A 23,156-nucleotide genomic window follows, 5' to 3' on the forward strand; every position below is an offset into this window, starting at 1 on the left:
TGTTCCCTCAGGTCCATTTGACATTAAGCAGCTCCCGTTTATTTCGGGAAATGAAGTCACGCTTGTGACCACCGATGCAACGGGTCAGCAGAGCATTACCAAACAGGCTTATTATTTTTCATCTAAAATTCTGGCAAAAGGCATTAATGAATTTTCAGTAGATGTTGGAGTTCCACGCTATAACTATGGGCTGTATTCGAACGATTATGATGATGCCACCTTTGCTTCAGGTGCGATTCGGTATGGTTATAGTAACTCACTGACTTTAAGTGGGGGTGCAGAGGCTTCAACAGATGGACTATCAAATCTGGGCACAGGCTTTGCCAAGAACCTGTTTGGTTTTGGGGTAATTAATGCTGACATCGCAGCGAGCCAATATAAAGATGAAAACGGTTATTCTGCCTTGGTTGGTTTAGAAGGACGGATTAGTAAGAATATTTCGTTTAATACCAGTTACCGCAAAGTATTCGATAACTACTTTGACCTTGCCCGTGTGTCTCAAATTCGATATTTAAAAGATAATCAAACCGATGCTGAACTCAAAAACTATCTAAGCTACAGCGCACTGGCAGATGAGATTTTTAGGGCAGGAATTAACTATAATTTTTATGAGGGGTATGGGGCTTATCTGGGCTATAACCAGATTAAATTTAGTGATAACTCTTATAAATTAGTCTCTGCCAATTTGAGTGGAAGTTTGAACAAGAACTGGGGATTTTATACCTCAGCGTATAAAGATTATGAAAATCACAAAGACTATGGCATTTACTTTGCACTGCGTTATACACCATCTACTAGAGTTAATACGATTACAAGTATTTCTAATGAAAGTGGTAAAACAACATATAGACAAGAAATAAATGGATTTAGTGACCCACAAATCGGTGCATTTGGATGGGGAGGCTATGTTGAGCGTGATCAGGATGCCAATCAAAACAATGCATCTATCTATGCATCTTACCGTGCCCGTGCTGCTTATCTGACAGGTCGATATAATCGAATTGGAGATAACGATCAGGTTGCAGTTTCAGCGACAGGATCGTTGGTTGCGGCAGCAGGGCGGATTTTTGCGGCCAATGAAATTGGAGACGGCTATGCAGTTGTGACCAATGCTGGACCACAAAGCCAAATTTTAAATGGAGGAGTCAATTTAGGAGCGACTGATCGAACTGGTCGATTCTTAATCTCAAATTTAAGACCTTATCAGCTTCATCATATCTATCTCGACCCATCATATTTACCTTTAGAATGGGATGTTACTTCAACTAACCAAGCAGCATTTGTAGGTTATCGCCAAGGAACCTTAGTAGACTTTGGTGCTCATCAGGTTATTTCAGGGTTAGTAAAACTTGTTGATTCGAATAACTCAGCGTTATTGCCAGGTTATAGCGTTCGAATTAATGGACAGCAAGATGGGGTAGTTGGCTACGACGGTGAAGTATTTATTCCAAATCTATTAAAACAAAACAAACTTGAAGTAGATCTTCTGGATCATGGTTCATGCCAAGTTAATTTTGCATATGAAAATAAGCAATACAGTGCTAAAAAATTGGGGCCTTATGTATGTCGATAACTACTGCGAGTCATAGTTTTTGGATGAAGAGTAAAAAGTTTTCATTGGCCATAAAGTATATTTTAGTGATTGTTCTGTTTTGTATATTATATGCATTTTTTAGCTCTGCACATGCTGCTTGTACGGTAACTGGAACCACTAATAGTACGTATACCTATACGGCTGCCACAATTAATAGTGATGCAAACATCAACTTTTCTGGCACGATTAGCTGTCTTGGGGGGCGTACTACTCCTGAAATTTCAGCTTATATGTGTATGAAAACCGTATTTACGGGAAACACGAACGCCAATAATAGCGTTTCATTACCTTATACGGTCACTGCAACTGTAGGTGGCGCAGGTTCTTCTACCACAAATCAGACCTCAAATGTTTGGTATGGTCCAGTGAGGACAGTCGCTTCAAATAATATTATTAATTACTCTGTAAATGTAAAAGTCCCAGCCCGCACAGGTTCGCTCATTGCATATCCTAAAGGTACATATACTGGTACGGTTCAACTTTTTTGGGACATGCAGGCAAGCTCTAGTAGTGTCTGTGAAGGTAATAGCGGAGGCGGTTGGGATTCAGGTAATACCACTATAACGGCTAATTATGTTGTACCGAGTTTATGCCAATTAGATTCAACATCAACTGTAGATTTCGGCAATATTAATGATATTGGTTCAACTAGTCGTGATTACACTGCGCAAGGTGCAGTGAATACCACTTGTAACAATGGAACGCCATACAGTATTTATTTAGGTGATGGAAATAACCGTATTAGTGGTGGCTTTAGACGTATGACAAATGGTAGTAGTCAATATATTCCCTATCAGTTATATCAGAACTCGACTTATAGTACGGTATGGGATATTACAGGCGGCGTAACCGCAGTGGGAGGTTCAGGAGGTGTTTCCAAAACAGGCTCGGGGAGTGCTCAAAGCACCAATGTGTACGGAAAAATCCCACAAGGTACTACTATTTCAACGACTCCTGGTAACTACTCAGATAGTGTTGTTGTTACTGTAACTTATTGATTAAATTTTTGAATTTAATGTTGAGTATCTTTCTGATGCTGGGTTTGTAATGTGAATATCCGTGAGTTTGATATTCGATATTTAAGCTAAGCTTAATTTGAAAATTTAGTTCTAAAGAGTGATGTCTATAAATTTGATTTTTAATTGTTCTAATTTAAAGGAAGTAGAAAAGCTTTTACAGAAAAGATGGTTGATAAAAGACGGTTAACGGTAATGTTGTTTTAGTATAAGTAAAAACAGAAAAAGACAAATTAAGAAAATAAGAAAAAACATCTGATGAATAAATACCTTATGAATATTAAATGTATTTTTACACAAGTTAACACATTGTACAAATTAAATTACAGTTTGCTTATCTTTATTTAATCTTTCTTATCAATAAAAAAAGCTTTCAGAGGCAAAGTTGGTTATTAATAAATTAGTTATTTGTATTGGAAAACAAAGTGTTAGAATTGTAGGGTTGGGATGTTTTGATATATACAATTATCTCGAATTTTAACCTATTGAAAATACAAAGGTTTACCACTTGTTCCAACCACTTACAATCCAAACTAGACTCGGCGGATTCTACTTTTTCTATTATTCCATTGTTGGCACATTTATGCCTTACTGGAATTTATATCTTCAAGATCAAGGGTTTAATTATCAAGAAATTGGTGTTTTATCGTCAATTGCTATTGTAACGCGTTTCTTTGCACCATTGGTATGGGGATGGATTGCTGACAAATCTGGTAAGCGAATGCTATTAGTGCGGCTGGCGACTTGGATAGAATCATGTATATGGTTGGCTATTTTTATAGTTCCCAATACGTTTCAATCCATTGCTTTACTCATGCTTATTTTTAGCTTCTTTCAAAATGCTATTTTAGCTCAATTTGAAGGGGTTACTTTATTTTGGTTGGGCGATCAAAAAGCTAAACTTTACGGCAAAATCCGTAAGTGGGGATCTGTTGGATTCATTGTAGGTGTTTTCGTTATTGGTGCACTTCTAGAAATAGTACCTATTTCGATGCTTCCGATTTTATTATTAATTATTGCTTCATTGGCATTTATTTGGTCTTTCACAATTCGAGAACCGGATGGTGCGCCTACCTCACAAAAGCAGTTAGAGCCTTTACTTCCCGTGCTTAAGCGCCCGACAGTAGCTGCATTTTTTACAATTGAATTTATTTTACTTTTTTCGCATGCACCTTTTTATAGTTTTTATAGTAATTTTCTAAAATCTTTGAATTTCAGTACCACTGAAATTGGATTTTTATGGGCTATGGGTGTTTGTGCAGAAATTTTTATGTTTTCAATTGCTCCAAAGATTTTTCAACGTTTTTCGTGGCATAGTTTAGTGATTGTGTGTTTACTAGTGACGAGCATACGCTGGATGTTAGTTGCACTATTTTCACATTATTTTGTTGGTCAACTTTTTGCACAGTGTTTGCATGCTTTTAGTTTTGGTCTATTTCACTTAATTGCGATGCGAGTTATTTTTCAAAATTTCTCGGCTGGACAACAAGGGCGTGGACAAGCTCTTTACAGCACCATGTGGGGCTTAGGTGTAGCTTTGGGTAGTGTTCTAGCTGGACATTTTTGGAAAATTTTTTCCGGTGAAATTATCTTTATGTGTGCCAGCTTGGTTGTACTCTTAGGCTTATGCTTTGTAATGTGGCTTCCTAAACAAATCGACTCTTCAACGGCATAAGCTCGAAATGATGAAAAACAAGGTATTTATATTGAAAAAAGCAAGTAAATATAAAATTGTTTGATGACTTGTTGTAGCACGTTACAGTTGAAAAATATTGTTTTTATATGGTTATGAACCAGTGAATTTGTCAAAAAATATGCTAACTTAAGTTCATGCGTTTAATGATTAATAAATCTATGAAAAATATTTATATTATTGGATTATTGTGGGCTTGTTCTGGTTTAGCTGTGGCAGAAACGGCGACTCAGCAGCCAGCCGAACAACCCGTTCGGACAGCAAGTAATCCTAATGCTATACGTATTGTTACGCGTCCTGAAATTATGGGATTATGGGGAATGGAAATTCCAAATAATAAGAAATGTGTGGAATATTATAATTTCCGTAGCAGTAATGATGTAGTGATCAAAAGTGGTCAAGAATGGTCATATGGCTTATATGAATATCAACCGTCAGATGATCCTAAAGAGCAGTTAGCTGCTTTAGTCATGCAAATTAAATTTGATAATAATAAAATGGATTGTTCTGGGCAGAAACAAGATCAAACAGGTGATGTTTCTCAATATTTTGTACAGTGGAAAAATGATCATACTATTAACTTCTGTTCAACCGCTAAGGGTGAGCAGTGTTTTGCGACTTTGCGTAGAGTACTACCATAGAGTAATAGATATAAAAAAGCCTCTTATTTATAAGAGGCTTTTTTTATTATGCAGTTTCAGCTTTCTTCTTTTCTTCCAATTGCTTTAGCAAGTGTTTTTCAAGGTAATGGATGTCCATTGCTTGAGAGCAGAAGCTCTTATCTTGCAAAATAAGATCTTTATGCAGAGGAATATTGGTTTTAATTCCTGTAAGGATCATTTCATCTAACGCTTGACGCATACGTGCAATTGACGTTTCACGGTCTTTACCATGAGAAATCAGTTTGGCAATCATAGAGTCATAGTAAGGTGGGATGCTATATTCTGGATAGATATGAGAGTCTAAACGAATACCCGCACCGCCTGGCGCATAGAAACTTTCAATTTTACCTGGCGAAGGCAAGAAAGTTGTTGGATCTTCTGCATTGATACGACATTCGATTGCATGTCCTTGAACTTTGATATCTTCTTGTTGAAGTTCTAGCCCTAGGCCGCCTGCAATACGTAGCTGTTGTTCAATAATATCAACACCAGTCACCATTTCAGTAACAGGGTGCTCTACCTGAACACGAGTGTTCATTTCGATAAAGAAGAATTCACCGTCTTCAAATAAAAATTCAAACGTACCAGCACCACGATATTGCATTAGCTGACATGCATGAACACACGCTTCTAAAATATCAGCTCGAGCTTGTTCTGGTAGGTTTGGTGCAGGCGCTTCTTCTAACACTTTTTGGTGACGACGTTGTAATGAACAGTCGCGGTCATATAAATGAATCGCATGACCATTACCGTCACCAAGAATTTGAACTTCGACATGGCGAGGTTTTTGTAAAAAACGCTCCATGTATACAGTATCGTCACCAAACCACATTTCTGCATCGCGTTGTGCTGCTTGAACTGATTCAAGTAGTGTATCTACACGCTCAACAATACGCATACCACGTCCACCGCCACCAGATGCCGCTTTAACAATAAGCGGGAAACCGATTTCTTTAGCTTCTGCTAAGGCATTGTGGATGGTTACAGCATGGTCGCAACCCGGTACAGTAGGTACGCCTGCTTTTTTCATGGCAACAATCGCAGAAACTTTATTCCCCATGAGGCGAATATGTTCTGGGCGAGGGCCAATAAAAGTAAAGCCTGAACTTTCTACAATTTCAGCAAACTCAGCATTTTCTGAAAGGAAACCATAACCAGGGTGAATGGCATCAGCACCAGTAATTTCTGCAGCAGTAATAATTGCCGGGATATTTAAATAGCTATCACTACTTGCGCCCGGACCAATACATACTGCTTCATCAACAAAACGTAAATGCATCAAATCCTTATCAGCATCTGAATAGATACCAACAGTCTTGATTCCTAATGTTTTACAAGCCCGGGTAATTCGTAAAGCGATTTCACCACGGTTTGCAATTAAAACTTTTTGCAACATAGACGTCCCCGAGGTAATTACGCGCGATAACGGAATAAAGGTTGACCGAATTGGATAACATCACCATTTTTCACTAAAATTTCTTCAACCACGCCACTTTGAGTTGCTTCAATTGGGTTCATGATTTTCATTGCTTCAATAATACCCAAAGTTTCACCAGCAGATACAGTTTGACCTACTTTAACAAATGGTGCTTCGCCTGGGCTTGGAGCAGCGTAGAACACGCCAACCATTGGAGAGGGTTCAACTGCTCCACGTGGTGTTTTTGCAACTGGTGCTTCTGCAACAGGAGCTGCCGGAAGTGCTACACCAGCCGCAGCAACGACTGGACTACGACGAGTTAAAGCGATTGATTGATCACCTTCTTTAACTTCAATCGCTTGCAAGTCAGACTCAATCATTAAATCGATGAGTTTCTTAATTTTGCGGATATCCATGGGCGACTATTCCTAAACTAGTTTGGGTTAGATGGTTGAATTTTTTCAATAGCGTAATCGAGTGCAAAACTATAGCCTTTTGCACCTAGACCACAAATCACGCCAATTGCTTTATCAGATAAATAAGAATGGTGTCGGAATGCTTCTCGTGCATGAACATTCGACAAATGTACTTCAATAAATGGAATGGCAACGCCAAGTAGAGCATCGCGTAGAGCAACAGAAGTATGAGTGAGGGCGGCAGGGTTAATAATAATAAGTTTTACGCCTTCAGTTTGTGCCTGATGAATACGGTCAACAATGGCACCTTCCCAGTTGCTCTGGAAAGTATCTAATGTAATTGATGCGCGTTGAGCTTGGGTAATAAGTTGTTGGTTAATATCACCTAAGGTAAGATGACCATATACTTCTGGTTCGCGTTTTCCCAGCAAATTCAAATTCGGTCCATGAATCACCAAAATGGTCGAACTCATTCAGATTGCTCCAGCTCTAAAGTTGCAAATATTCTTTGCAAGATGTCTGCAAAGTTTGCTTATTATGGCATATGTTTCTACAATTTTTTTATAATTTGTTTTAATTGTCGCAGAAAGGGTACGCCAAATTCGGCTTATATATTGTAAATTTTGCGATGATTTAGCAATGTTAAAAAATGACAAAATTTCAAGTAATTTAATGAAGCTTATTTTAAACTGAATTGACAAAAACAGTTCATGTATTTTGTGTAACGGCTGTAGAGTTCTCTTCAATTACGAGTAGCTCATTCCATCGGGTTAGATAGTTTTTTGAACGGTGGCATTGTTTCATATGCCAAGATGGGCTACGCGAATGATAGCCCACTTGTAAATAATGACTACCGAATCGATTACGGACAGTACTTAGTGTTTTCATTAGTTGTTGTCTTTGCTGGATCAACTCAAGAGGTTGCCATAAATCATCAATGTGATGTTGACGGGCGTGCAAACCACAAAATAAAACTCCAATCTTAATGTATCTTTTATTTTCTTTATATAAAACATCAATTTGTTGCATTGCTGCTTTGGTTAATATGCATAGATCATCTGTTGCATAAGTTAAGCCAATTGCTTGAGATGATGCTTTTTTATAAGGTGGTTTATCTGTTTTTTCATAAAGCATGACTTGAATGCAGGCACAGAGTTGTTCTTGTTTCATTAAACGCCGATGAGCACGATTGAGATGAAAGATAAGCGCTTGTTTAATAATCTCAATGCTGGATAAAGCTTGAGCGAAACTTCGTGATGCTAAAATTCGTTTTGTTAAGATGGCAGGATCATCAAGTTGAATGCAGGATTGGCCTTTTAGCTCACGAATGGTACGTGCCATAACCACAGAAAAAGCTTTGGCTAGATGGTATTCATTGGCAAAAGTTAAGTCTAGGCATGAATAAATTTCATAGCTTCGTAGTTGTTTGACCAATTGGTAGCCAATTCCCCAGACTTCTTTAACAGAAGTTTGTTGCATGAGGTCTTCAAGAAGTAGGGGATCTAAAGTAGTGAAATTACAAATTCTATTAAAACTTTTAATTTTTTTGGCATAGTGGTTGGCTAACTTGGCCTGAGTTTTTGAATATCCGATGCCAATACAACAAGGTAAGCTTAACCATTCCTCTAGCGTTTCTACGACTTTGCCACAATAAGAATGGATATCTAGAGATTGGAGATAAGGGGTAAGGTGGATAAAGCATTCATCAATAGAGTAAGCCTCTAAATCATCGGATGAGAAAAACTCCCCAAGAACCGAAAAAAAGCGACGAGACATCTCGGCATATAAAGTGTAGTTGCTTGAATAGACGTGTACGCCTGCTTGGAGAGCCGCTTCTTCAATTTGATACCATGGTATTCCCATCTTTATACCCAAGTCTTTTGCTTCTTCGCTGCGTGATACAACGCATCCATCGTTGTTAGAAAGTACCACAACAGGCAAACCAATAAGTTTGGGGTTGAATAGTCGCTCACAACTGACATAACAATTATTAATGTCTACAAGCGCATAAATTTCTCGATGTGAGATTTCCATTATGATTCCCCCTTAAAAATATTGGTAAAGCCACATGCATGAATTGAGTTTCATAAACACGATGTTGAAAAGTGTTGGGAGAAAATCACATTTTGAATATGTAACAAAATCAAGTTAACAAAATTTCTGGTAGAAAGCTAGGGTAGTCCCGACAGTCGGTTTCAAGTCGACAAAGAAAAAATAGAAAGCTTAAATAATTTTTAAATAAAAAAAGAGACCGTACTAGATCTCCTTTTTTGTGACACATGCTATCTAATTTTAATTACCATTTATGGCTATAAGAAACTTTAAGCGTTGCGCCATTTGCGACTAAGTGGCTGGTATTATTACCAGATCTTAATAATTGACTATAGAGAGGGTAGTATTTGCGGTTAAACATGTTCTCTAAACCAATCGTCACAGTGTCTTTTTTGTTAAGCGCAAAGCTACTGATTAAATCGGCTGTTGTATAAGTTTTTACATCGTAGCGACCAAAACTATTTACACCATTCAAGCGGTAATCTTCTGAACCGAAGTAAGTTGCTTGTAGACGGTTTGTCCAAGTTTCAGTTGGGCTATAAGAAACGTAAGCTGTGAGTTTTAATGGAGGAATACGGAAACCTGTCATGTCTTGTTCAGCACCGTTTTCAGGTGTTTCACGGCCTTTCATCCACGTAACGCTACCACCAGTTCCCCAAACATTAGCATCATCAAGATAATCAAAAGTTGCTTCCACACCAGTAACTTTTTCTTTGGTTCTAGTAAGAATTAATCCGTTACCAAAGGATTGCACGCCGCCTAAGTCAGAAGTAGAGTGGAACACTGCTAAGCTTGAAGAGAAGTTGTTGAAGTTTCCTTTCCAGCCCAACTCATAGTTATCAACTTTTACTGGCTCAAAAAATGAAGATGATAATTCAGATTTTATTTTCTCATTCGCATTACGAATAATCACACCAACATCAGGTAATTGAAAACCCTGATTAAATGATGCATAAATCGCGTGCTGGTCATTCGGTGAGAAAGTCACGTTAGCATTGTACAACCATGCATCAGCTTTCACTTTTCCACCTTGATATACATAAGGCTCAGACTTACCTAGTTGTGATAATGGAATAAAGCTATCAATTTGGGCATAGCTGTCTTCATAACGCGTACCCGCTTCAGCTGACCATTGGTCATTAAAACGGTGTTTTAACTGTATAAAACCACCAACACTTTGCGTGGTGAGTTCAGGTAAATAAGTAAGCTTGCCAGTTTTTACAAACTCTAGGCCACCAGATTGCTCATAAATGTCACGATCAAAAATATCTAAAGGCATTTCACTTTTTTCACGGCTAAAGTCACCGCCCCAAACCAATGATGTATCACCTAAAAACTCAAGTGGTGTCGTTACAGTTAAGCGGCTACCGAGTACGTTATTCTCTTGATAAATTTGGTCTACCTGTCCACCTCGATTCGGATTGTTTTTTGCATCAAATGGTGAAAAACGTGTAAAGAAGTCACGGTAATAAATTTGCGCATCAACCTTATTGCCAAAGAAGTCTTTATGGTTATAGGTTAGATTGTATATCTGGTTTTCGTTTTTAGTCTGGTCTTTAAGCTTTAAGCCTTTAATTGCTTTTGCTGGCACAGTTCCAGCTGGAGCTTTATTAACACTTGGGTCAGATGCATAATCTGAGTCTTGCTCTGCATTATAATAGTTTGCAGCGAATTGTAGATATTGGTTGTCATCAATATGGTAACCCAGCTTACCGCCTACGCTGTAGGCATCGGCATCATAAAGGTCGCCCTGACTTGGTTCCGGTGCAACACGGTCACCACTTGCATCGTACGGACTACCAATACGTTGATAGCCAAAGTCGAGTGCATAGTCAAAAGCGTTAAAGCTGCCTGTGAAATATTGATGAATATCGCCACTTAGAGCATTAGAACGGAAATTTGTTAAAGGGGTTTGAAGTCCAACGACCGTTTTTGCTGTAGGTTCGCCACCAGCAGCTTTCGTGGTAATTGAAATAATACCGCCAGAAGCACCACCACCATAAATTGCATTACTGCCTCGGATTACCTCAATATTTGCAATGCTTTCAGGGTCAATTGAGGAAAGTCCTCTTGATGTGTCCCGTGTAAGGTTCATTGGAACGCCATCGACCAAGATGAGGGCATTACGACCACGCAAAGTTTGACCGTAATCTGTAATAGTACGGCTTGAGTCAGACAGGCCCGGTACAGCTTTTGCTAATACAGTCGCAATACTTCCAGAGGAACCATTTCTTAAAAGTTCAATTTGTTTTTCATCTAGCTTAGTGACTTGCTTAGCAGAAGTAGAGAGTTCATCTGCGCGTGAAGCGGTAATTGTAATTGTAGGGAGTGCTTCAGGCTTTTTTTCAGCATCGGTTGTCTCAGAAGACGAGGCTGCAAAGGCTGAGTTTGAGAGAAAGATGGCCCCACCAAGTGAAAGGAGTGGAATAATATTTTTTACTTCAGACTTTCTCGTAAAAAGTTTATTACTTTTCTTATTTGCCATTGTCTCGCCCTGAGAGTGATTTTAAATTGACCGAATTATAAATGAGAATCATTGTAATTAATAATATTATTAATTGCTTTAAAATAATATATTTGAAATTTATTCAATGAATTAGGGGAAAAGGCATTTATTCCCCTAAAAAGATTTAAACAGTTATGAGATGTCTTTAAAGATATTTAGATGATTTTGAGGGGCACGGCGAATAATACTTCGGTCATCGCCCAGTACAAAAAACTGAACAGATTGCTGTTTCCACGTAGAGATATCTTCTGGTTTTCGGGGGATAGCACAGAAATTTTTTTGACTATTTCTCGTTTTTGTATACATCTCTTGAACTTTTTCTTGGACCTTCGGATGGTTGGTTTGCCATGGCATTCCCATTGAGTGGGAAAGGTCGGCAGCGCCTTCAAGAATAATATTAATGCCTTCAACTTTTAAGATTTCATCTAGCTGTTCTAGTCCTTCTAAGCTTTCAATCATAGCAATGACAACTGTCTCGTTTGCAGCATGTTGAACAAAACTTGCTAAATCATCAATGCCATATCGATTTAATCTTGTCGAATTCAATCCTCTTTGTCCAAGCGGCATATAGTGGCAATAGTTCACAGCCTCTTGTGCTTGCTGAGCATTTTCAATACGTGGAAACACAATGCCCGTTACTCCTGCATCGAGCAGAGGTAAAACTAGGTAGTTAGTGTTAGTCAGGAACGAGAAGAAAGCATTGAGGAGGCTAAGTTTCTATTTATTTTGTTAAAAATTATAAAATAACTGTAATTTGTATCACATTTCATCAAAATAAATTTATCTGATCCAGTTTTACATTGATCAGTATTTTAGGAAATTTAAGGTTGAATTTTGTAGTCTGACTAATTTGACTTGATTCTACTGTGTGAAAAAAAATGAAAGTTGTTAAGGAAATGTAATTTTTTATTATTGAATGTAAATAATAATAATTATCATTTGTATTTGAAATTAAGTGTGGATATTCTCCATAGGTATTTATCCCTCCACAGAGTAATCCTGATGAGATCAATCACAAATAAAATTGCCTTGCAGCATTTAGTGAACTCATATTTACAAGAAACAGGTCATGGACGCTTTCTCTCTTTAACAGAACAATCCCCTCATTTAGCAGAAAGAGGTAAGGGTAAAGTTTTACTGAGTATCCCTTTACACGCAATCAATGGGGTTCTTTATGCACCGATTGAGTATTTCAGTCAGGTGGGGCGACACCGTTTTGCTGACTTGCCGTGGGTCGAGCGGGAAGGTCAATATCTGGCACTTAGCCCTGTAAATATTGCGTCAAATCTACTGGAAAATTTAATTGAACAATCCAAAGCTCAGCAACTTGATGCATCTTCATTGCTAGAGTGTTGGATTCAGAGTCACAGAGCACTGCAGCAATTTCTCAGTCATCGTGAACCAGATTTTGATCAGATTATAGCAAAACAGCAAAATTTTATTCAGAGTGAACAGGCATTGGTTCTTGGCCACAGCATGCATCCTTCACCAAAAAGCCGACAGGGTTTTGTACAGGATGACTGGAAGATTTTTTCACCTGAAACACAGAATACCTTCAAAATGCAATTTCTATATGTGCACCCAGAACATATTGCTTCGGACAATGCACATAAAATTGATATTCCTACACAGTTCAAACATGATTTAGAACCATATTTCAATGCGTTTCACCGAGCTAAAATAGCCCAGTTTCCTGAATATGCATTGTTGCCTTTACATCCATGGCAGGCACGTTATCTAAAGGATAAGGACTGGTATCAACAGCTTCTACATGAAGAGAAATTGATTGATTTTGGCGCGCTAGGCTGGGATGTCAAAGCAACAACTTCAGTACGTACGCTGTACAGTGAGCAATCACCTTGGATGTTCAAGGCATCTATGACTGTGGCTGTGACTAATTCAGTTCGGGTCAATTTGTACAAGGAATGCCACCGTGGTTTGTTGAGTTATCAGCTGTGGCATGATGATTGTCTAAGTGAATTCAGGCAGCGAAATCCGAACCTTCAGGCTTTGAGTGATCCTGCTTGGATTGCATTGAAATTTGCTGGTCAAGTACTGGATGAAACCATCTGTATTTTGCGTGAAAATCCATTTAAGGTCAGTGATGATGTGACTTGTATTGCTTCATTGTGTCAAGATCATCCTGTATTAGCAAAAAATCGTTTCAGTGAAATTTTTGCAGATATTTCAAAACAAACAGGCCAGTCTCAGTCACAAGTTGCCTTGCTATGGTTTGATCGCTTCCTAGAAATGACCATTCTGCCATTGATGGAGTTGTATCATGAATATGGAATGGCTTTTGAAGCACATCAACAGAATACCTTGATTGAACTGGAACAGGGTATGCCTAAAACAGTATGGTTTAGGGATAATCAAGGATTTTACTATATCCGTGAGCTTGCCACAGAAATTTTGAAACATTATCCGACATTGGCAACCGATGGTCAGGCAGTGTGCCCATTGTCCCTGGTGGATGAGCGTTTCCGTTATTACTTTATTGGTAATACCTTATTCGGTCTGATTAATGCCATAGGTATGACTGGCGCCGTTCAGGAGCAACAATTAATTGAAATGCTGCAATCTTATCTGTTGCAGGCCTATCAGAAATATCCTGAAAGCAATTTATTAAAGACTGTTTTACATCATGAAACTTTCCCTTATAAAGGCAATATGATGACACGTCTGTATGAGCTGGATGAGTTACAAGCTGATATTTCTCAGCAATCAATCTATGTTGATTTAAAAAATCCACTCTATGTTAGACAGGTTATTGAGGAGGCCGACTATGCTTGATTTCATCGGTGTTGGTCTGGGGCCTTTTAATCTAAGTCTTGCTGCGTTGGTGAATCAGCATGCTTCATTGAAGTATTGTTTCTTTGAAAAACGGGAAAATTTTGACTGGCATGCAGGATTACAGCTACCAGGTGCGATGTTGCAAGTCCCTTTTATGGCCGATTTGGTTAGTTTGGTTGAGCCGACAAGCCCTTATAGCTTTCTGAACTATTTAAAGGCACAGCAACGTCTCTATAAGTTTTACTTCCGTGAGAATCTGTATATTCCACGCAAAGAATATAACCATTATTGCCAGTGGGTCGTACAGCAGTTGCATGATCTACATTTTGGTCAGCGAGTGGTGGACGTTGCTCCAATCTCTGGAGGTTTTCAGGTGATTGCTGAACAGTGTGGGCGATTGTCCATTCATCAGAGCCGTAAACTGGTATTGGGGGTGGGAACGGTGCCGCGATTACCCAAACCCTTACAAACAATTTCAGAGCAAACTGCATCTTGTCTGCATTCTTCCAGCTATCTACAGCAGTGTACCGATAATCTTTCTGGCAATGTGGTACTGATTGGCTCTGGTCAGTCTGCAGCGGAAATTTTTATTGATTTATTTGATCAGCAGATTTCATCAGAAACAGGCAAGCCCAAATTCCATTTGTATTGGTTGACCCGCTCTGCAGGTTTTTCACCCATGGAAAATACACCATTGGGTCTGGAAAGCTTCAGTCCAGATTACATGCGTTATTTCTACCATTTACCAGAAGCTCTCAAGGATACTCTGCCAACTGCACAAGCCCACTTGTACAAGGGCATCAGTAGCAGAACTATTCAGGAAATCTATGAGCGCCTTTATCACCGTAGTATTGGACAAGCGGATACCTGTGTGACTATTGCTGGCAACTATCAGTTGGAGAATGCACAATTACATGGTCCGAATAATATTCAACTTGAATTTTTACAGATTCAGCAACAGCAGATGTTGAAAATCCGGGCAAGTACCGTGATTGCAGCAACGGGTTATCAATATCCTGCACAGACGTTCTTGAATAAGCTAAATGACGGGATTGTATTAGATACCCAGCAACGCTGGAAAATTAGTGAGCATCATCAACTGCAGTATCAAGGAGATGGTGAGATCTATATACAGAATACCAGTCTCCAACACCATGGCGTTGGTACTCCAGATCTGGGATTGGGTGCATTCCGTTCTGCAAGGATTGCCAATCAGATTCTGAAAGAAAACTATTTTGATGTAGACGGAAAACAAGGCTTTCAGGATTTTCAGCTGGGTAGTCAGGCCTTGACGACTGAATTCCAGATAAATAATTCCCGAACAAATACAGTCATGCCGCGTCCCTCTGGGAAAACCGATGATCAGTATTTAAAAGTCATGAGCAAATAACACAGGGGACAGGAGATGGCTGAACAGCCACAACCACTGTTGCAAACAGAAAATCCTGTATCTTCAGGGTTACAACGTCGGGTGATGATCTGTGTGATGTTGGGGACTGGCACCGTCAGTATAAACAACAGTAGTTTTAACCCCGCTATTCCTCAGTTGATGCATGATTTTCAGATTAATGAAACAGCAGTCAGCTGGGTGATGGTTATTTTTCTGCTGAGTATGAGCCTGAGTTTATTGCTCACAGGTTATTTGAGTCAGCGATTTGGTAAACGTCAGGTATATCTGACTGCGCTGATAGTCTTTGGTTTGAGCTCGCTGTATGGTGCTTTTGCAGAGCATTTTGAAACTGTACTGCTGGTTCGTGCCTTACAAGGCTTTTCAAGTGGATTAATGATCCCATTGTCTCTGGGAATTATATTTATAGTAACTCCGCCTGCGCAGCGGGGTGCTGCTACAGGGCTATGGGGTGCCATGATCATGCTGACTTTGGCATGTGGACCCATGCTGGGTGCACTGGTTTTGGTGTGGTGGAACTGGCAGGCGTTGTTTTTATTGAATGTTCCGCTGGCGATCTTTGCATTAGTGATGGGGTTAAGGTGGTTGCCGTCACAGCAGACTAATGTGAAATTGTTGCGTTTTGACTGGAGTGGTTTTGTACTGCTTGCTGTGGGTATTGTAGCGTTGCTGCTCAGCTTGAGTGGAATTCAGCAGTTGAGTGACATCCAAACGCCTGAGTTTCTGCTGTTGTTCAGTACAGGTATTGCGGCATGTTGCGGCTTTTTCTTGTTCAGTCGTAATAAGCCCAATGCTTTAATTGACTGGCAACTATTTACCAATAGTGGTTTTAACTACAGTGTCATTATTTCAGTTGTGCATACCATCGGACTGTTCATTACCTTACTCCTGATCCCACTACTGTTACAGAATACTTTAAAACTCAATCCAGTGTGGACAGGGCTGATTCTGATGAGCAGTGCACTGACCACCAGTCTATGTAGTCAATGGGCGGGTAAATATCTCGATCAACATGGTGCCCGACAATTAATCTGTTTTGGTCTTCTGTTGACTGTTGCTGCATTTGCTGGTCTGGCATTGATTCCTGGCACACATGTTATATCCCTGATGTTTTGTATGATCTTGCATGGGCTGGGATTTGGTTTGTCCTATATGCCAGCGACAACAGCAGGGTTAAATAGTCTTGAAGATCAGGAACTGGTAACTCAGGGAGCAGCTGTTAATAACTTACTGCGGCGGATCTGCGCTGCAATTGCTGTCGTGATTGCTGCACTCTATCTGCAAATTCGTACACACAATATTTCATATTCACCAGAACTCGCAATTGCTCAAATTCATGCAATACGGGAACTGTTTTTGATCTGTGCAGGAGTGATGCTGTTGGCATTACCCGCTGCATGGAAGTTTCCGAGTCAAAAGCAAGCGGACGTTTTGGTCCAAAATCAATAAAGGTAAAAATAATGGGTAATTTAAATCCAGCACTTTCTACGACCACACATTCTGTGAATGCAAGCACTTTGGCTTGGCAGCAGCCTGATCAAGCCACGATGAAAAAAGTTGAACAGCGTGTGATCAAACAATTGCTACAGGCATTGATTTATGAAGAGGTGATTCCAGCCCAGTTTGAGGATGGTGTTTTTTATATAAATGTGATCAATCCACAGGGGCAATCGGTACGTTACATAGCTGCAGGACAGCGACATCTCAGTTTTGGGCTAGTACGCATGAATGCTACAGATGTTATCCGTGAAGATTATCAGGGTCAGAAAACGGTTGCACAGTTGAATTTAGTGATTGATGAGGTCATCCGAAGTATTCCACAGGCAGCCCAGATTGATGGTTTTATCAGTGAATTGAAGCGAACTTTTATTCATGATGTGCAGTCTCAGCACTGCCAGAATGAGTATGCACTACCAGCAGCACAATATAGTTATGATGTGCTGGAAACCTATCTGATGGATGGCCATCCCTATCATCCTTGTTATAAATCCCGAGTGGGTTTTAATCTGCAGGATAATCTGAAATATGGGGTTGAATATGCACAACCTATTCATCTGGTGTGGATTGCAGTACATCAGTCCATACTTTCCCATAACGCATCCAGTCATTTAAATGCGGATGATTTCCTGCAGCAGCAGTTGACTGAACAGGATCAGCAAGAGTTTACAAAGGTTTTGGATCAGCAAAAAAATGCAGATGAGTATATTTGGTTACCAGTTCATCCATGGCAATGGGAAAATACTATTGTGCATGTGTTCTTTAAGGAAATTGCTGAACAGAAGATTGTTTATCTGGGACGAGGTGAATATACCTATATTGCTCAGCAGTCACTGAGAACACTGACCAATTTACAACATCCTGAAAAGCCTTATATCAAAATGTCCATGAGTCTGACAAATACCTCAAGTTCACGGATATTGGCGACACATACAGCAATGAATGGGCCGCTAATTACAGATTGGCTACAGGGTTTAAAAAAGAACAGTGAAATTGCCCAAAAATTGGATTTTGATATTCTTGGGGAAGTACATGCCTCAGCAGTGGATTTTACTCGTCTGCCTGCATCACATGCCAAGCAGGCATATGGAACTATTGCCAGTCTATGGCGTGAAAGTGTTCAGCAGTATCTAAAATCTGGTGAAGACGCTATTCCTCTGAATGGAATTGGTCATGTTCAGCAGGATGGGAAGTTATTGATCGCACCTTGGCTGGATCAGTATGGTGTGGACGCATGGGTTGGGCAATTGCTGTCTGTGGTCATTCAGCCAATTCTATATTTACTCTTTGCTGAAGGAATTGGAACTGAATCGCATGGGCAGAATATTATTTTGGTTCATCGTAATGGCTGGCCAGTACGGATCATTTTAAAGGATTTTCATGATGGGGTACGCTTCAGTCCTGATCATCTGACCCATCCAGAAGCTTTTCCGGCCTTGCATGCATTACCCGCGGAACATGCGAAAGCTAATCGCATGTCATTTATCCTCACGGATGATCTAAATGCAGTGCGGGATTTTAGTTGCGCTTGTCTATTCTTTGTTGCATTGAGTGATATCGCCATAACACTACAACAGCAGCTTGACTTTAGTGAGCAGGTCTTCTGGCAAAAAGCAGCAGATATTATTCATCATTTTCAGCAGCAATATCCTGAACACCAGTCACGCTATGCAGTGTTTGATGTCTTTGCAGAGCAATATTGTATTGAATCGCTAACCCGCCGCCGCTTATTCGGTGATGGTGATGTACAGATGCGTTATGTCAATAACCCTCTGTTCCATTTCCGTCAGCTTGTTTAGGGGAGATAAACGAATGAATACCATGGTATTTTCACCTGCCGTTTCAGGGCAGGAGATATTGATGGATTTGGTCAATAGTCTACTTGCTGAGCAATATATTTCAGAATCGGAGATCCTGACAAAGGATCAGGCTCAACGCCTATGCAGACAAAGATTTCAGCATGGCTTTGAAACACTTTTCGACAGTTATACAGCTGGGGAGCATTTTGCAGTTTTATTTAATTCTGCGCAGACGGAGTGCTTGATTCTATCGCTGAAACAGGGTTTGAAACAGCGTTGGATGCATGTTGGAGCATCGATCTGTAAGCTTAGCATGGATAAAGTACAGGGTTATCATGTTCAGAAACTAAGTGCATTGCAGTTATTTGACTTCATGCAGCAATTACAGTGCTTCAACTCTGCTGATACATCAAAACTGGCAGATTTTCGTGCAGATTTAAAACAGGCAATGCTGCATGCAGAATTGTCTCAGCAACATCAATTGTCCTCTTCAGATTGGTTAACGCAGCATCCTGCAGACTTATTTATACAGCTGGAGCAGTATGCCGCTTTGCGGGATCGTCCCTATCATCCGCTGGCCAAATTAAAGGACGGTTTTAGTCCTGATGAATATCAGTATTTCAGTCCTGAATTTGCTCACGATATGAATGTTCACTGGGTTGCAGTAAATAGAGAAAAGTTGGTCTATGGAAAGGATGTTACCGAGATCAGCAGGCAGCAACCTGCTCGTATTTTTCTGAATGCGGAACAGTTCCTGATGTTGAAACAGGAATGTGATGAAAAAGCGTTGGGGGATGGTTATTTGGCGATTCCCCTACATGCGTGGCAGTTCAAGCATGTGCTGTCCGACAAATTTTCTGAAGAGTTGCGCCATAAGGATATTATCCCCTTAGCGTTCCAGTCTGGCGGCTGGTACGCCAGTTCGTCACTAAGAAGCCTTCTTTCAGCGACACAGCCACAGGATAGTCTGAAATTGCCACTTGCGGTTAAGTCACTGGGTTCATTGCGTTTTTTACCAATTGTAAAAATGATCAATGGGCAAAAGAATCAGCAACTGTTGCAGCTTGCTAAGGAAAAAGATGAGGTATTGAAAAGACGTCTGTGGTTATGCGATGAAAATCAATGGTGGGCTTATCTTCCAGAACAACAGGAGAATTTAACGCCAGATAATTTAATGCTGTTCAACGAACGACCGATGCATCTCGCTGCACAGCGCCGTAGAATTCCTGCTGAGTTGTTACAAGCACCTTATCAGATTATTCCTATGGCTAGCTTAGGGCAACTGATGGATGGGCAGGGATGTGTATTTGATTTGATTCTAAAATGGCAGAATTTAAATGTTACACCACAGCATATCTATAATACTTTTGCTGCATTATGCCGTGATTTCTTTGAGGTAAATTTGCGCCTGTTCCGTCTTGGTCTGATGGGCGAAATTCATGGTCAAAATATTTGTATTGTACTGGAACAGGGGCAGTTCGCTGGTTTCATGCTCCGCGACCATGATTCTGTCCGTATTTATCAGCCGTGGATGCAGCAGCAGGGCCTGCCTGATCCTGAGTACCTGAGCCCACATGATTTTCGTATTACGTTGTATCACGACAGCGTGAAAAGTTTGATTCTCTATCTGCAGACACTCGGTATACAGGTCAATCTGGCCAGTATCTTGGAGACTGTTGCAGAGTTCTATCAGGTTGACTCAGCGGATTTATGGCGCGTATTGGCTCAGCAGTTACAGCAAGCGCTGGATGATGTGCCATTTACGAATACGGCCCGCGCTGAATTAAAGCATATCCTGTTTGATAGTGAGTTGTGGCCATATAAGCAACTGATCCGTCCGCTACTTGAGCAAGATAATCGGGTGGGAAGTATGCCAAGCAGTATGGGAACTGTACCGAATGTATTCAGGAGTTTTGTTTAATTTCATGAATAGAGAAAACTCAGGCGTGCAGTCAAAGATTGCAGTATTGAATATTGGGTGTGATTTTAAAATGACAGAATCTGATATACCAGTACTTAGGCAGTTGCTGGCTGAACGCCTGAATATTCAATTTGATGTGCTGCCTGTAGAGGGCCAGCAGATACTGAGTTTTACAGATCTGCTAAATCCCTCTGCATGTCTGACAGCATTAAATGATTTTGGTTCCCGTGTGGGTGCAGTGAATTTAACCTGCACTACATCCATGTTCATTAAATACTGGGCTGTTCCTCTGTTATTCCCATATTTTTATGCACTGACTTCTGAGGAAATTGATTTGCCATGGGAAATATCCTGTATTTCCACAGTATTGCCTCCTGACTGGTATTGGGACAGAACACTGCATCTGATTAATCTGCCTCAATTACAGCATGGCGTCAGTAGAAAACAGCAATCTTTTGAAGGATATGTGCGATTTATACTGGATGACCTGCAAAAGTTATTTGATGTCCTCACCCGTATAGGGAAAGTACAGAAATTTTTGTTGTGGGAAAATACTGCATTACGAATTCTGCAATTTTACGACATGATGAACAGAAAAGGGGGGAACCAAGCTTTCCTCAGCCGTATCCAGTTTCAACGGCAGTTTTTGATAGATTTACCTGCAGCTGATCTGGGCCTAAAACAGAACCCATTTTATCTACTGGATCAGAGTCGACAGCAATCGTCCACGACCTATCAACGTAAAAAATGCTGCTTTTATTTTCAGTTACCTGAAGCACAGAAAGAATATTGTGCAAGCTGTCCATTACTGAGACAGGATGAACACAGAGGTCAATACTCATGCAAGACCACTTAAATAATTTAATCCAGAGCTATGCAGGTATTGCCAGCTCAACCATTGGTCATGTACTGGACCAAGGGCATTTACCACAGATTCATGCGATTAACCAAATTGGGCATGCTGTGGGGCGAGTGCGTACGGCTACATTGCATTCAGTCAATGGTATGGCACTGCGTCAGGCTTTGCTGAACAGCCAACCGGGTGATGTACTGGTCATTGATGCACGTCAGTTGGAACATCGCGCCTGCTGGGGAGAACAGCGACATCGCGCTGCCATATATCATCAGCTTGCCGCTGTAATCATATTGGGTGCAGTAACGGATGTAACTGCCTTAAGAAACATGAAGGTCCCCGTTTTTGCTTCATCGGTCAGTTGTCTGACTACACGTCAGCAGGGAGAGTGTGTGGTGGAGTTTGACCAGCAAATACAGATGGGAGATACCTGTATTTCTTCAGGCGACTTAATGGTTGGAGATGCCGATGGTGTATTTATTTTGAGTCCAGATATTGCCCGCCATCATATCGAGCAGTTTCAGCAAATGGAAATCCAAGAACGGCAGAAACGGGATCAGTTTTTTAGCGAACATTCAGCACAGGATTATTACCACTTTACTGCATCTGCATAAAATTGAATTGAGGAAATATTTATGATGACATTATCTTCACAGCTGTTGGATGAGTTTCATTACGAGGAAAGAGGAATAGCCTATGGATTAAGGGCTGTGCAACTCCCGCAGGATTTTCCATTATTGTATAAATGGATGCATGAACCTCATGTGATTCCCCAGTGGCAGCTAAATAAACCGGAGCTTGAACTGGCAGTTTATTTTGAAAAGATGATTTGTGATGATCATCAGCGGTTATTTATTATTACGATTGAACATACTGATGTTGGTTATCTTGAGATATATGAAGCCAAGCGTGATCGGCTGGCGCTTTATTATGATGCTGATGACTCTGATCTGGGCTGGCATATTTTATTTGGTGAAAAACATGTGCTGGGGCAAGGGCATTTCAGAGCTGTTATGCGCATGATGAGTTATTTTATTTTTGAAAATTCAACTGCCAGTAGAATAGTGGGTGAGCCGGATGAAAATGTAAAATCTTATGCCTATATTGCAGAAGATATTGCTTATCAAGCGCAGAAAAAAATAAAGATGTTAGAAAAAACAGCAGTTCTATATCATTGTTATCGAAATGAATTTTACTCACGCTGTGGAAGTTGTCGGCAACGTGATGGACTAAATGAATCAGAAATGAAAGTACAGTAAAATATAATAAATCAACAACTTAATTTTTTATCTCAAATAGTCAGGACCAGTTTGATATACAGCATCATTTTTCATAATCATATGCTCTTACATACCATCTTAATCCATGATCGATTAAAGAAAGAGGGGCAAGTTTTTTTTGGGAAAACCTAAATCAGACTGTTAAAAAAAGTCGAATTTTAATATCTGTATTTCTCTCTAATAGAATAAGAGAGGCTACATGAAATTGTGAAAAATTGATTGATAATTAACCGTTAAACGTGACAAATC

Annotated in this window: 17 protein-coding genes and 1 pseudogene; 12 read left to right on the forward strand and 6 right to left on the reverse strand. The window is 40.0% G+C overall.

Features of this window, described 5'->3' with window-relative positions; all coding sequences use genetic code 11:
• From RMB03_RS05690 to RMB03_RS05705, 4 genes are all read left to right on the forward strand, one after another.
• A partial coding sequence (locus RMB03_RS05690; RefSeq protein ID WP_311074559.1) for a fimbria/pilus outer membrane usher protein occupies nt 1-1,573 on the forward strand: 1,573 nt, incomplete at its 5' end.
• Nucleotides 1,564-2,592, forward strand: coding sequence for a spore coat U domain-containing protein (locus RMB03_RS05695; RefSeq protein WP_311074560.1), 1,029 nt, complete (start codon nt 1,564-1,566; stop codon nt 2,590-2,592). The genes RMB03_RS05690 and RMB03_RS05695, both read left to right, overlap by 10 nt.
• 526 nt (nt 2,593-3,118) lie before the next feature.
• The gene (locus RMB03_RS05700; protein WP_311074562.1) at nt 3,119-4,285 is read left to right on the forward strand and encodes an MFS transporter; all 1,167 of its coding nucleotides are present in this window, start codon (nt 3,119-3,121) and stop codon (nt 4,283-4,285) included.
• Nucleotides 4,286-4,440: 155 nt separating this feature from the next.
• The gene (locus RMB03_RS05705; RefSeq protein WP_003652266.1) at nt 4,441-4,944 is read left to right on the forward strand and encodes a hypothetical protein; all 504 of its coding nucleotides are present in this window, start codon (nt 4,441-4,443) and stop codon (nt 4,942-4,944) included.
• Nucleotides 4,945-4,990: 46 nt separating this feature from the next.
• On the opposite strand, the gene accC is transcribed toward RMB03_RS05705, so the two are convergent.
• The 6 genes and pseudogenes from accC to RMB03_RS05735 form a co-directional block, all read right to left on the reverse strand.
• Nucleotides 4,991-6,361 carry an acetyl-CoA carboxylase biotin carboxylase subunit gene (gene accC, locus RMB03_RS05710; protein WP_003652264.1) on the reverse strand — a complete coding sequence of 457 codons (1,371 nt, stop codon included), beginning with the start codon at nt 6,359-6,361 and terminating at the stop codon, nt 4,991-4,993.
• Nucleotides 6,362-6,378: 17 nt separating this feature from the next.
• Nucleotides 6,379-6,798, reverse strand: coding sequence for a biotin/lipoyl-containing protein (locus RMB03_RS05715; protein ID WP_003652263.1), 420 nt, complete (start codon nt 6,796-6,798; stop codon nt 6,379-6,381).
• Between the two features lie 17 nt (nt 6,799-6,815).
• Nucleotides 6,816-7,271, reverse strand: coding sequence for a type II 3-dehydroquinate dehydratase (gene aroQ, locus RMB03_RS05720; RefSeq protein ID WP_003652261.1), 456 nt, complete (start codon nt 7,269-7,271; stop codon nt 6,816-6,818).
• Between the two features lie 235 nt (nt 7,272-7,506).
• Complete coding sequence (locus RMB03_RS05725) at nt 7,507-8,832, reverse strand: Y-family DNA polymerase (protein ID WP_311074572.1); 1,326 nt, start codon at nt 8,830-8,832, stop codon at nt 7,507-7,509.
• Between the two features lie 262 nt (nt 8,833-9,094).
• Nucleotides 9,095-11,335 (reverse strand): TonB-dependent receptor, encoded by a 2,241-nt coding sequence (locus RMB03_RS05730; protein ID WP_311074574.1) that lies wholly within the window; start codon nt 11,333-11,335, stop codon nt 9,095-9,097.
• 153 nt (nt 11,336-11,488) lie between these two features.
• Nucleotides 11,489-12,034, reverse strand: a pseudogene (locus tag RMB03_RS05735) (HpcH/HpaI aldolase family protein); the annotation flags it as partial.
• 324 nt (nt 12,035-12,358) lie between these two features.
• Between RMB03_RS05735 and RMB03_RS05740 the strand changes: the two are divergent.
• From RMB03_RS05740 to RMB03_RS05775, 8 genes are read left to right on the forward strand one after another with little or no spacing between them, the layout of a single operon-like run.
• Nucleotides 12,359-14,149, forward strand: coding sequence for an IucA/IucC family protein (locus RMB03_RS05740; protein ID WP_311074575.1), 1,791 nt, complete (start codon nt 12,359-12,361; stop codon nt 14,147-14,149).
• Entirely contained in the window at nt 14,142-15,539 is a 1,398-nt protein-coding gene (locus RMB03_RS05745; RefSeq protein ID WP_311074577.1) for a SidA/IucD/PvdA family monooxygenase, read from the forward strand. Before RMB03_RS05740 ends, RMB03_RS05745 begins: the two co-directional genes overlap by 8 nt.
• A 15-nt stretch (nt 15,540-15,554) precedes the next feature.
• Nucleotides 15,555-17,006, forward strand: coding sequence for a DHA2 family efflux MFS transporter permease subunit (locus tag RMB03_RS05750; RefSeq protein ID WP_311074579.1), 1,452 nt, complete (start codon nt 15,555-15,557; stop codon nt 17,004-17,006).
• A gap of 11 nt (nt 17,007-17,017) precedes the next feature.
• Nucleotides 17,018-18,853, forward strand: a complete 1,836-nt coding sequence (locus RMB03_RS05755; RefSeq protein ID WP_311074581.1) for an IucA/IucC family protein — start codon at nt 17,018-17,020, stop codon at nt 18,851-18,853.
• Between the two features lie 13 nt (nt 18,854-18,866).
• Nucleotides 18,867-20,774: an IucA/IucC family protein gene (locus RMB03_RS05760; protein ID WP_311074583.1), complete on the forward strand. Its 1,908-nt coding sequence runs from the start codon at nt 18,867-18,869 to the stop codon at nt 20,772-20,774.
• Nucleotides 20,752-21,630 (forward strand): (2Fe-2S)-binding protein, encoded by an 879-nt coding sequence (locus tag RMB03_RS05765; RefSeq protein WP_311074585.1) that lies wholly within the window; start codon nt 20,752-20,754, stop codon nt 21,628-21,630. Before RMB03_RS05760 ends, RMB03_RS05765 begins: the two co-directional genes overlap by 23 nt.
• On the forward strand, nt 21,615-22,241 hold the full coding sequence (locus RMB03_RS05770) for an RraA family protein (RefSeq protein WP_311074588.1): 627 nt from the start codon (nt 21,615-21,617) through the stop codon (nt 22,239-22,241). The genes RMB03_RS05765 and RMB03_RS05770 overlap by 16 nt, the downstream gene beginning before the upstream one ends.
• Before the next feature lie 21 nt (nt 22,242-22,262).
• Complete coding sequence (locus RMB03_RS05775) at nt 22,263-22,886, forward strand: GNAT family N-acetyltransferase (RefSeq protein WP_311074590.1); 624 nt, start codon at nt 22,263-22,265, stop codon at nt 22,884-22,886.
• The last annotated feature ends 270 nt before the right edge of the window (nt 22,887-23,156 follow it).

This window comes from Acinetobacter sp. V91_7 (assembly GCF_031799075.1).
GTDB lineage: Bacteria > Pseudomonadota > Gammaproteobacteria > Pseudomonadales > Moraxellaceae > Acinetobacter > Acinetobacter calcoaceticus.

Bases quoted from the DNA above. Each gene is read 5' to 3' on its own strand.
- RMB03_RS05755 (WP_311074581.1), top strand. From the start codon at position 17,018: ATGGGTAATTTAAATCCAGCACTTTCTACGACCACACATTCTGTGAAT.
- RMB03_RS05725 (WP_311074572.1), bottom strand. From the start codon at position 8,832: ATGGAAATCTCACATCGAGAAATTTATGCGCTTGTAGACATTAATAAT.
- RMB03_RS05740 (WP_311074575.1), top strand. From the start codon at position 12,359: ATGAGATCAATCACAAATAAAATTGCCTTGCAGCATTTAGTGAACTCA.
- RMB03_RS05705 (WP_003652266.1), top strand. From the start codon at position 4,441: ATGCGTTTAATGATTAATAAATCTATGAAAAATATTTATATTATTGGA.
- accC (WP_003652264.1), bottom strand. From the start codon at position 6,361: ATGTTGCAAAAAGTTTTAATTGCAAACCGTGGTGAAATCGCTTTACGA.
- RMB03_RS05765 (WP_311074585.1), top strand. From the start codon at position 20,752: ATGTATTCAGGAGTTTTGTTTAATTTCATGAATAGAGAAAACTCAGGC.
- RMB03_RS05695 (WP_311074560.1), top strand. From the start codon at position 1,564: ATGTCGATAACTACTGCGAGTCATAGTTTTTGGATGAAGAGTAAAAAG.
- RMB03_RS05770 (WP_311074588.1), top strand. From the start codon at position 21,615: ATGCAAGACCACTTAAATAATTTAATCCAGAGCTATGCAGGTATTGCC.
- aroQ (WP_003652261.1), bottom strand. From the start codon at position 7,271: ATGAGTTCGACCATTTTGGTGATTCATGGACCGAATTTGAATTTGCTG.
- RMB03_RS05745 (WP_311074577.1), top strand. From the start codon at position 14,142: ATGCTTGATTTCATCGGTGTTGGTCTGGGGCCTTTTAATCTAAGTCTT.
- RMB03_RS05775 (WP_311074590.1), top strand. From the start codon at position 22,263: ATGATGACATTATCTTCACAGCTGTTGGATGAGTTTCATTACGAGGAA.
- RMB03_RS05760 (WP_311074583.1), top strand. From the start codon at position 18,867: ATGAATACCATGGTATTTTCACCTGCCGTTTCAGGGCAGGAGATATTG.
- RMB03_RS05730 (WP_311074574.1), bottom strand. From the start codon at position 11,335: ATGGCAAATAAGAAAAGTAATAAACTTTTTACGAGAAAGTCTGAAGTA.
- RMB03_RS05750 (WP_311074579.1), top strand. From the start codon at position 15,555: ATGGCTGAACAGCCACAACCACTGTTGCAAACAGAAAATCCTGTATCT.
- RMB03_RS05715 (WP_003652263.1), bottom strand. From the start codon at position 6,798: ATGGATATCCGCAAAATTAAGAAACTCATCGATTTAATGATTGAGTCT.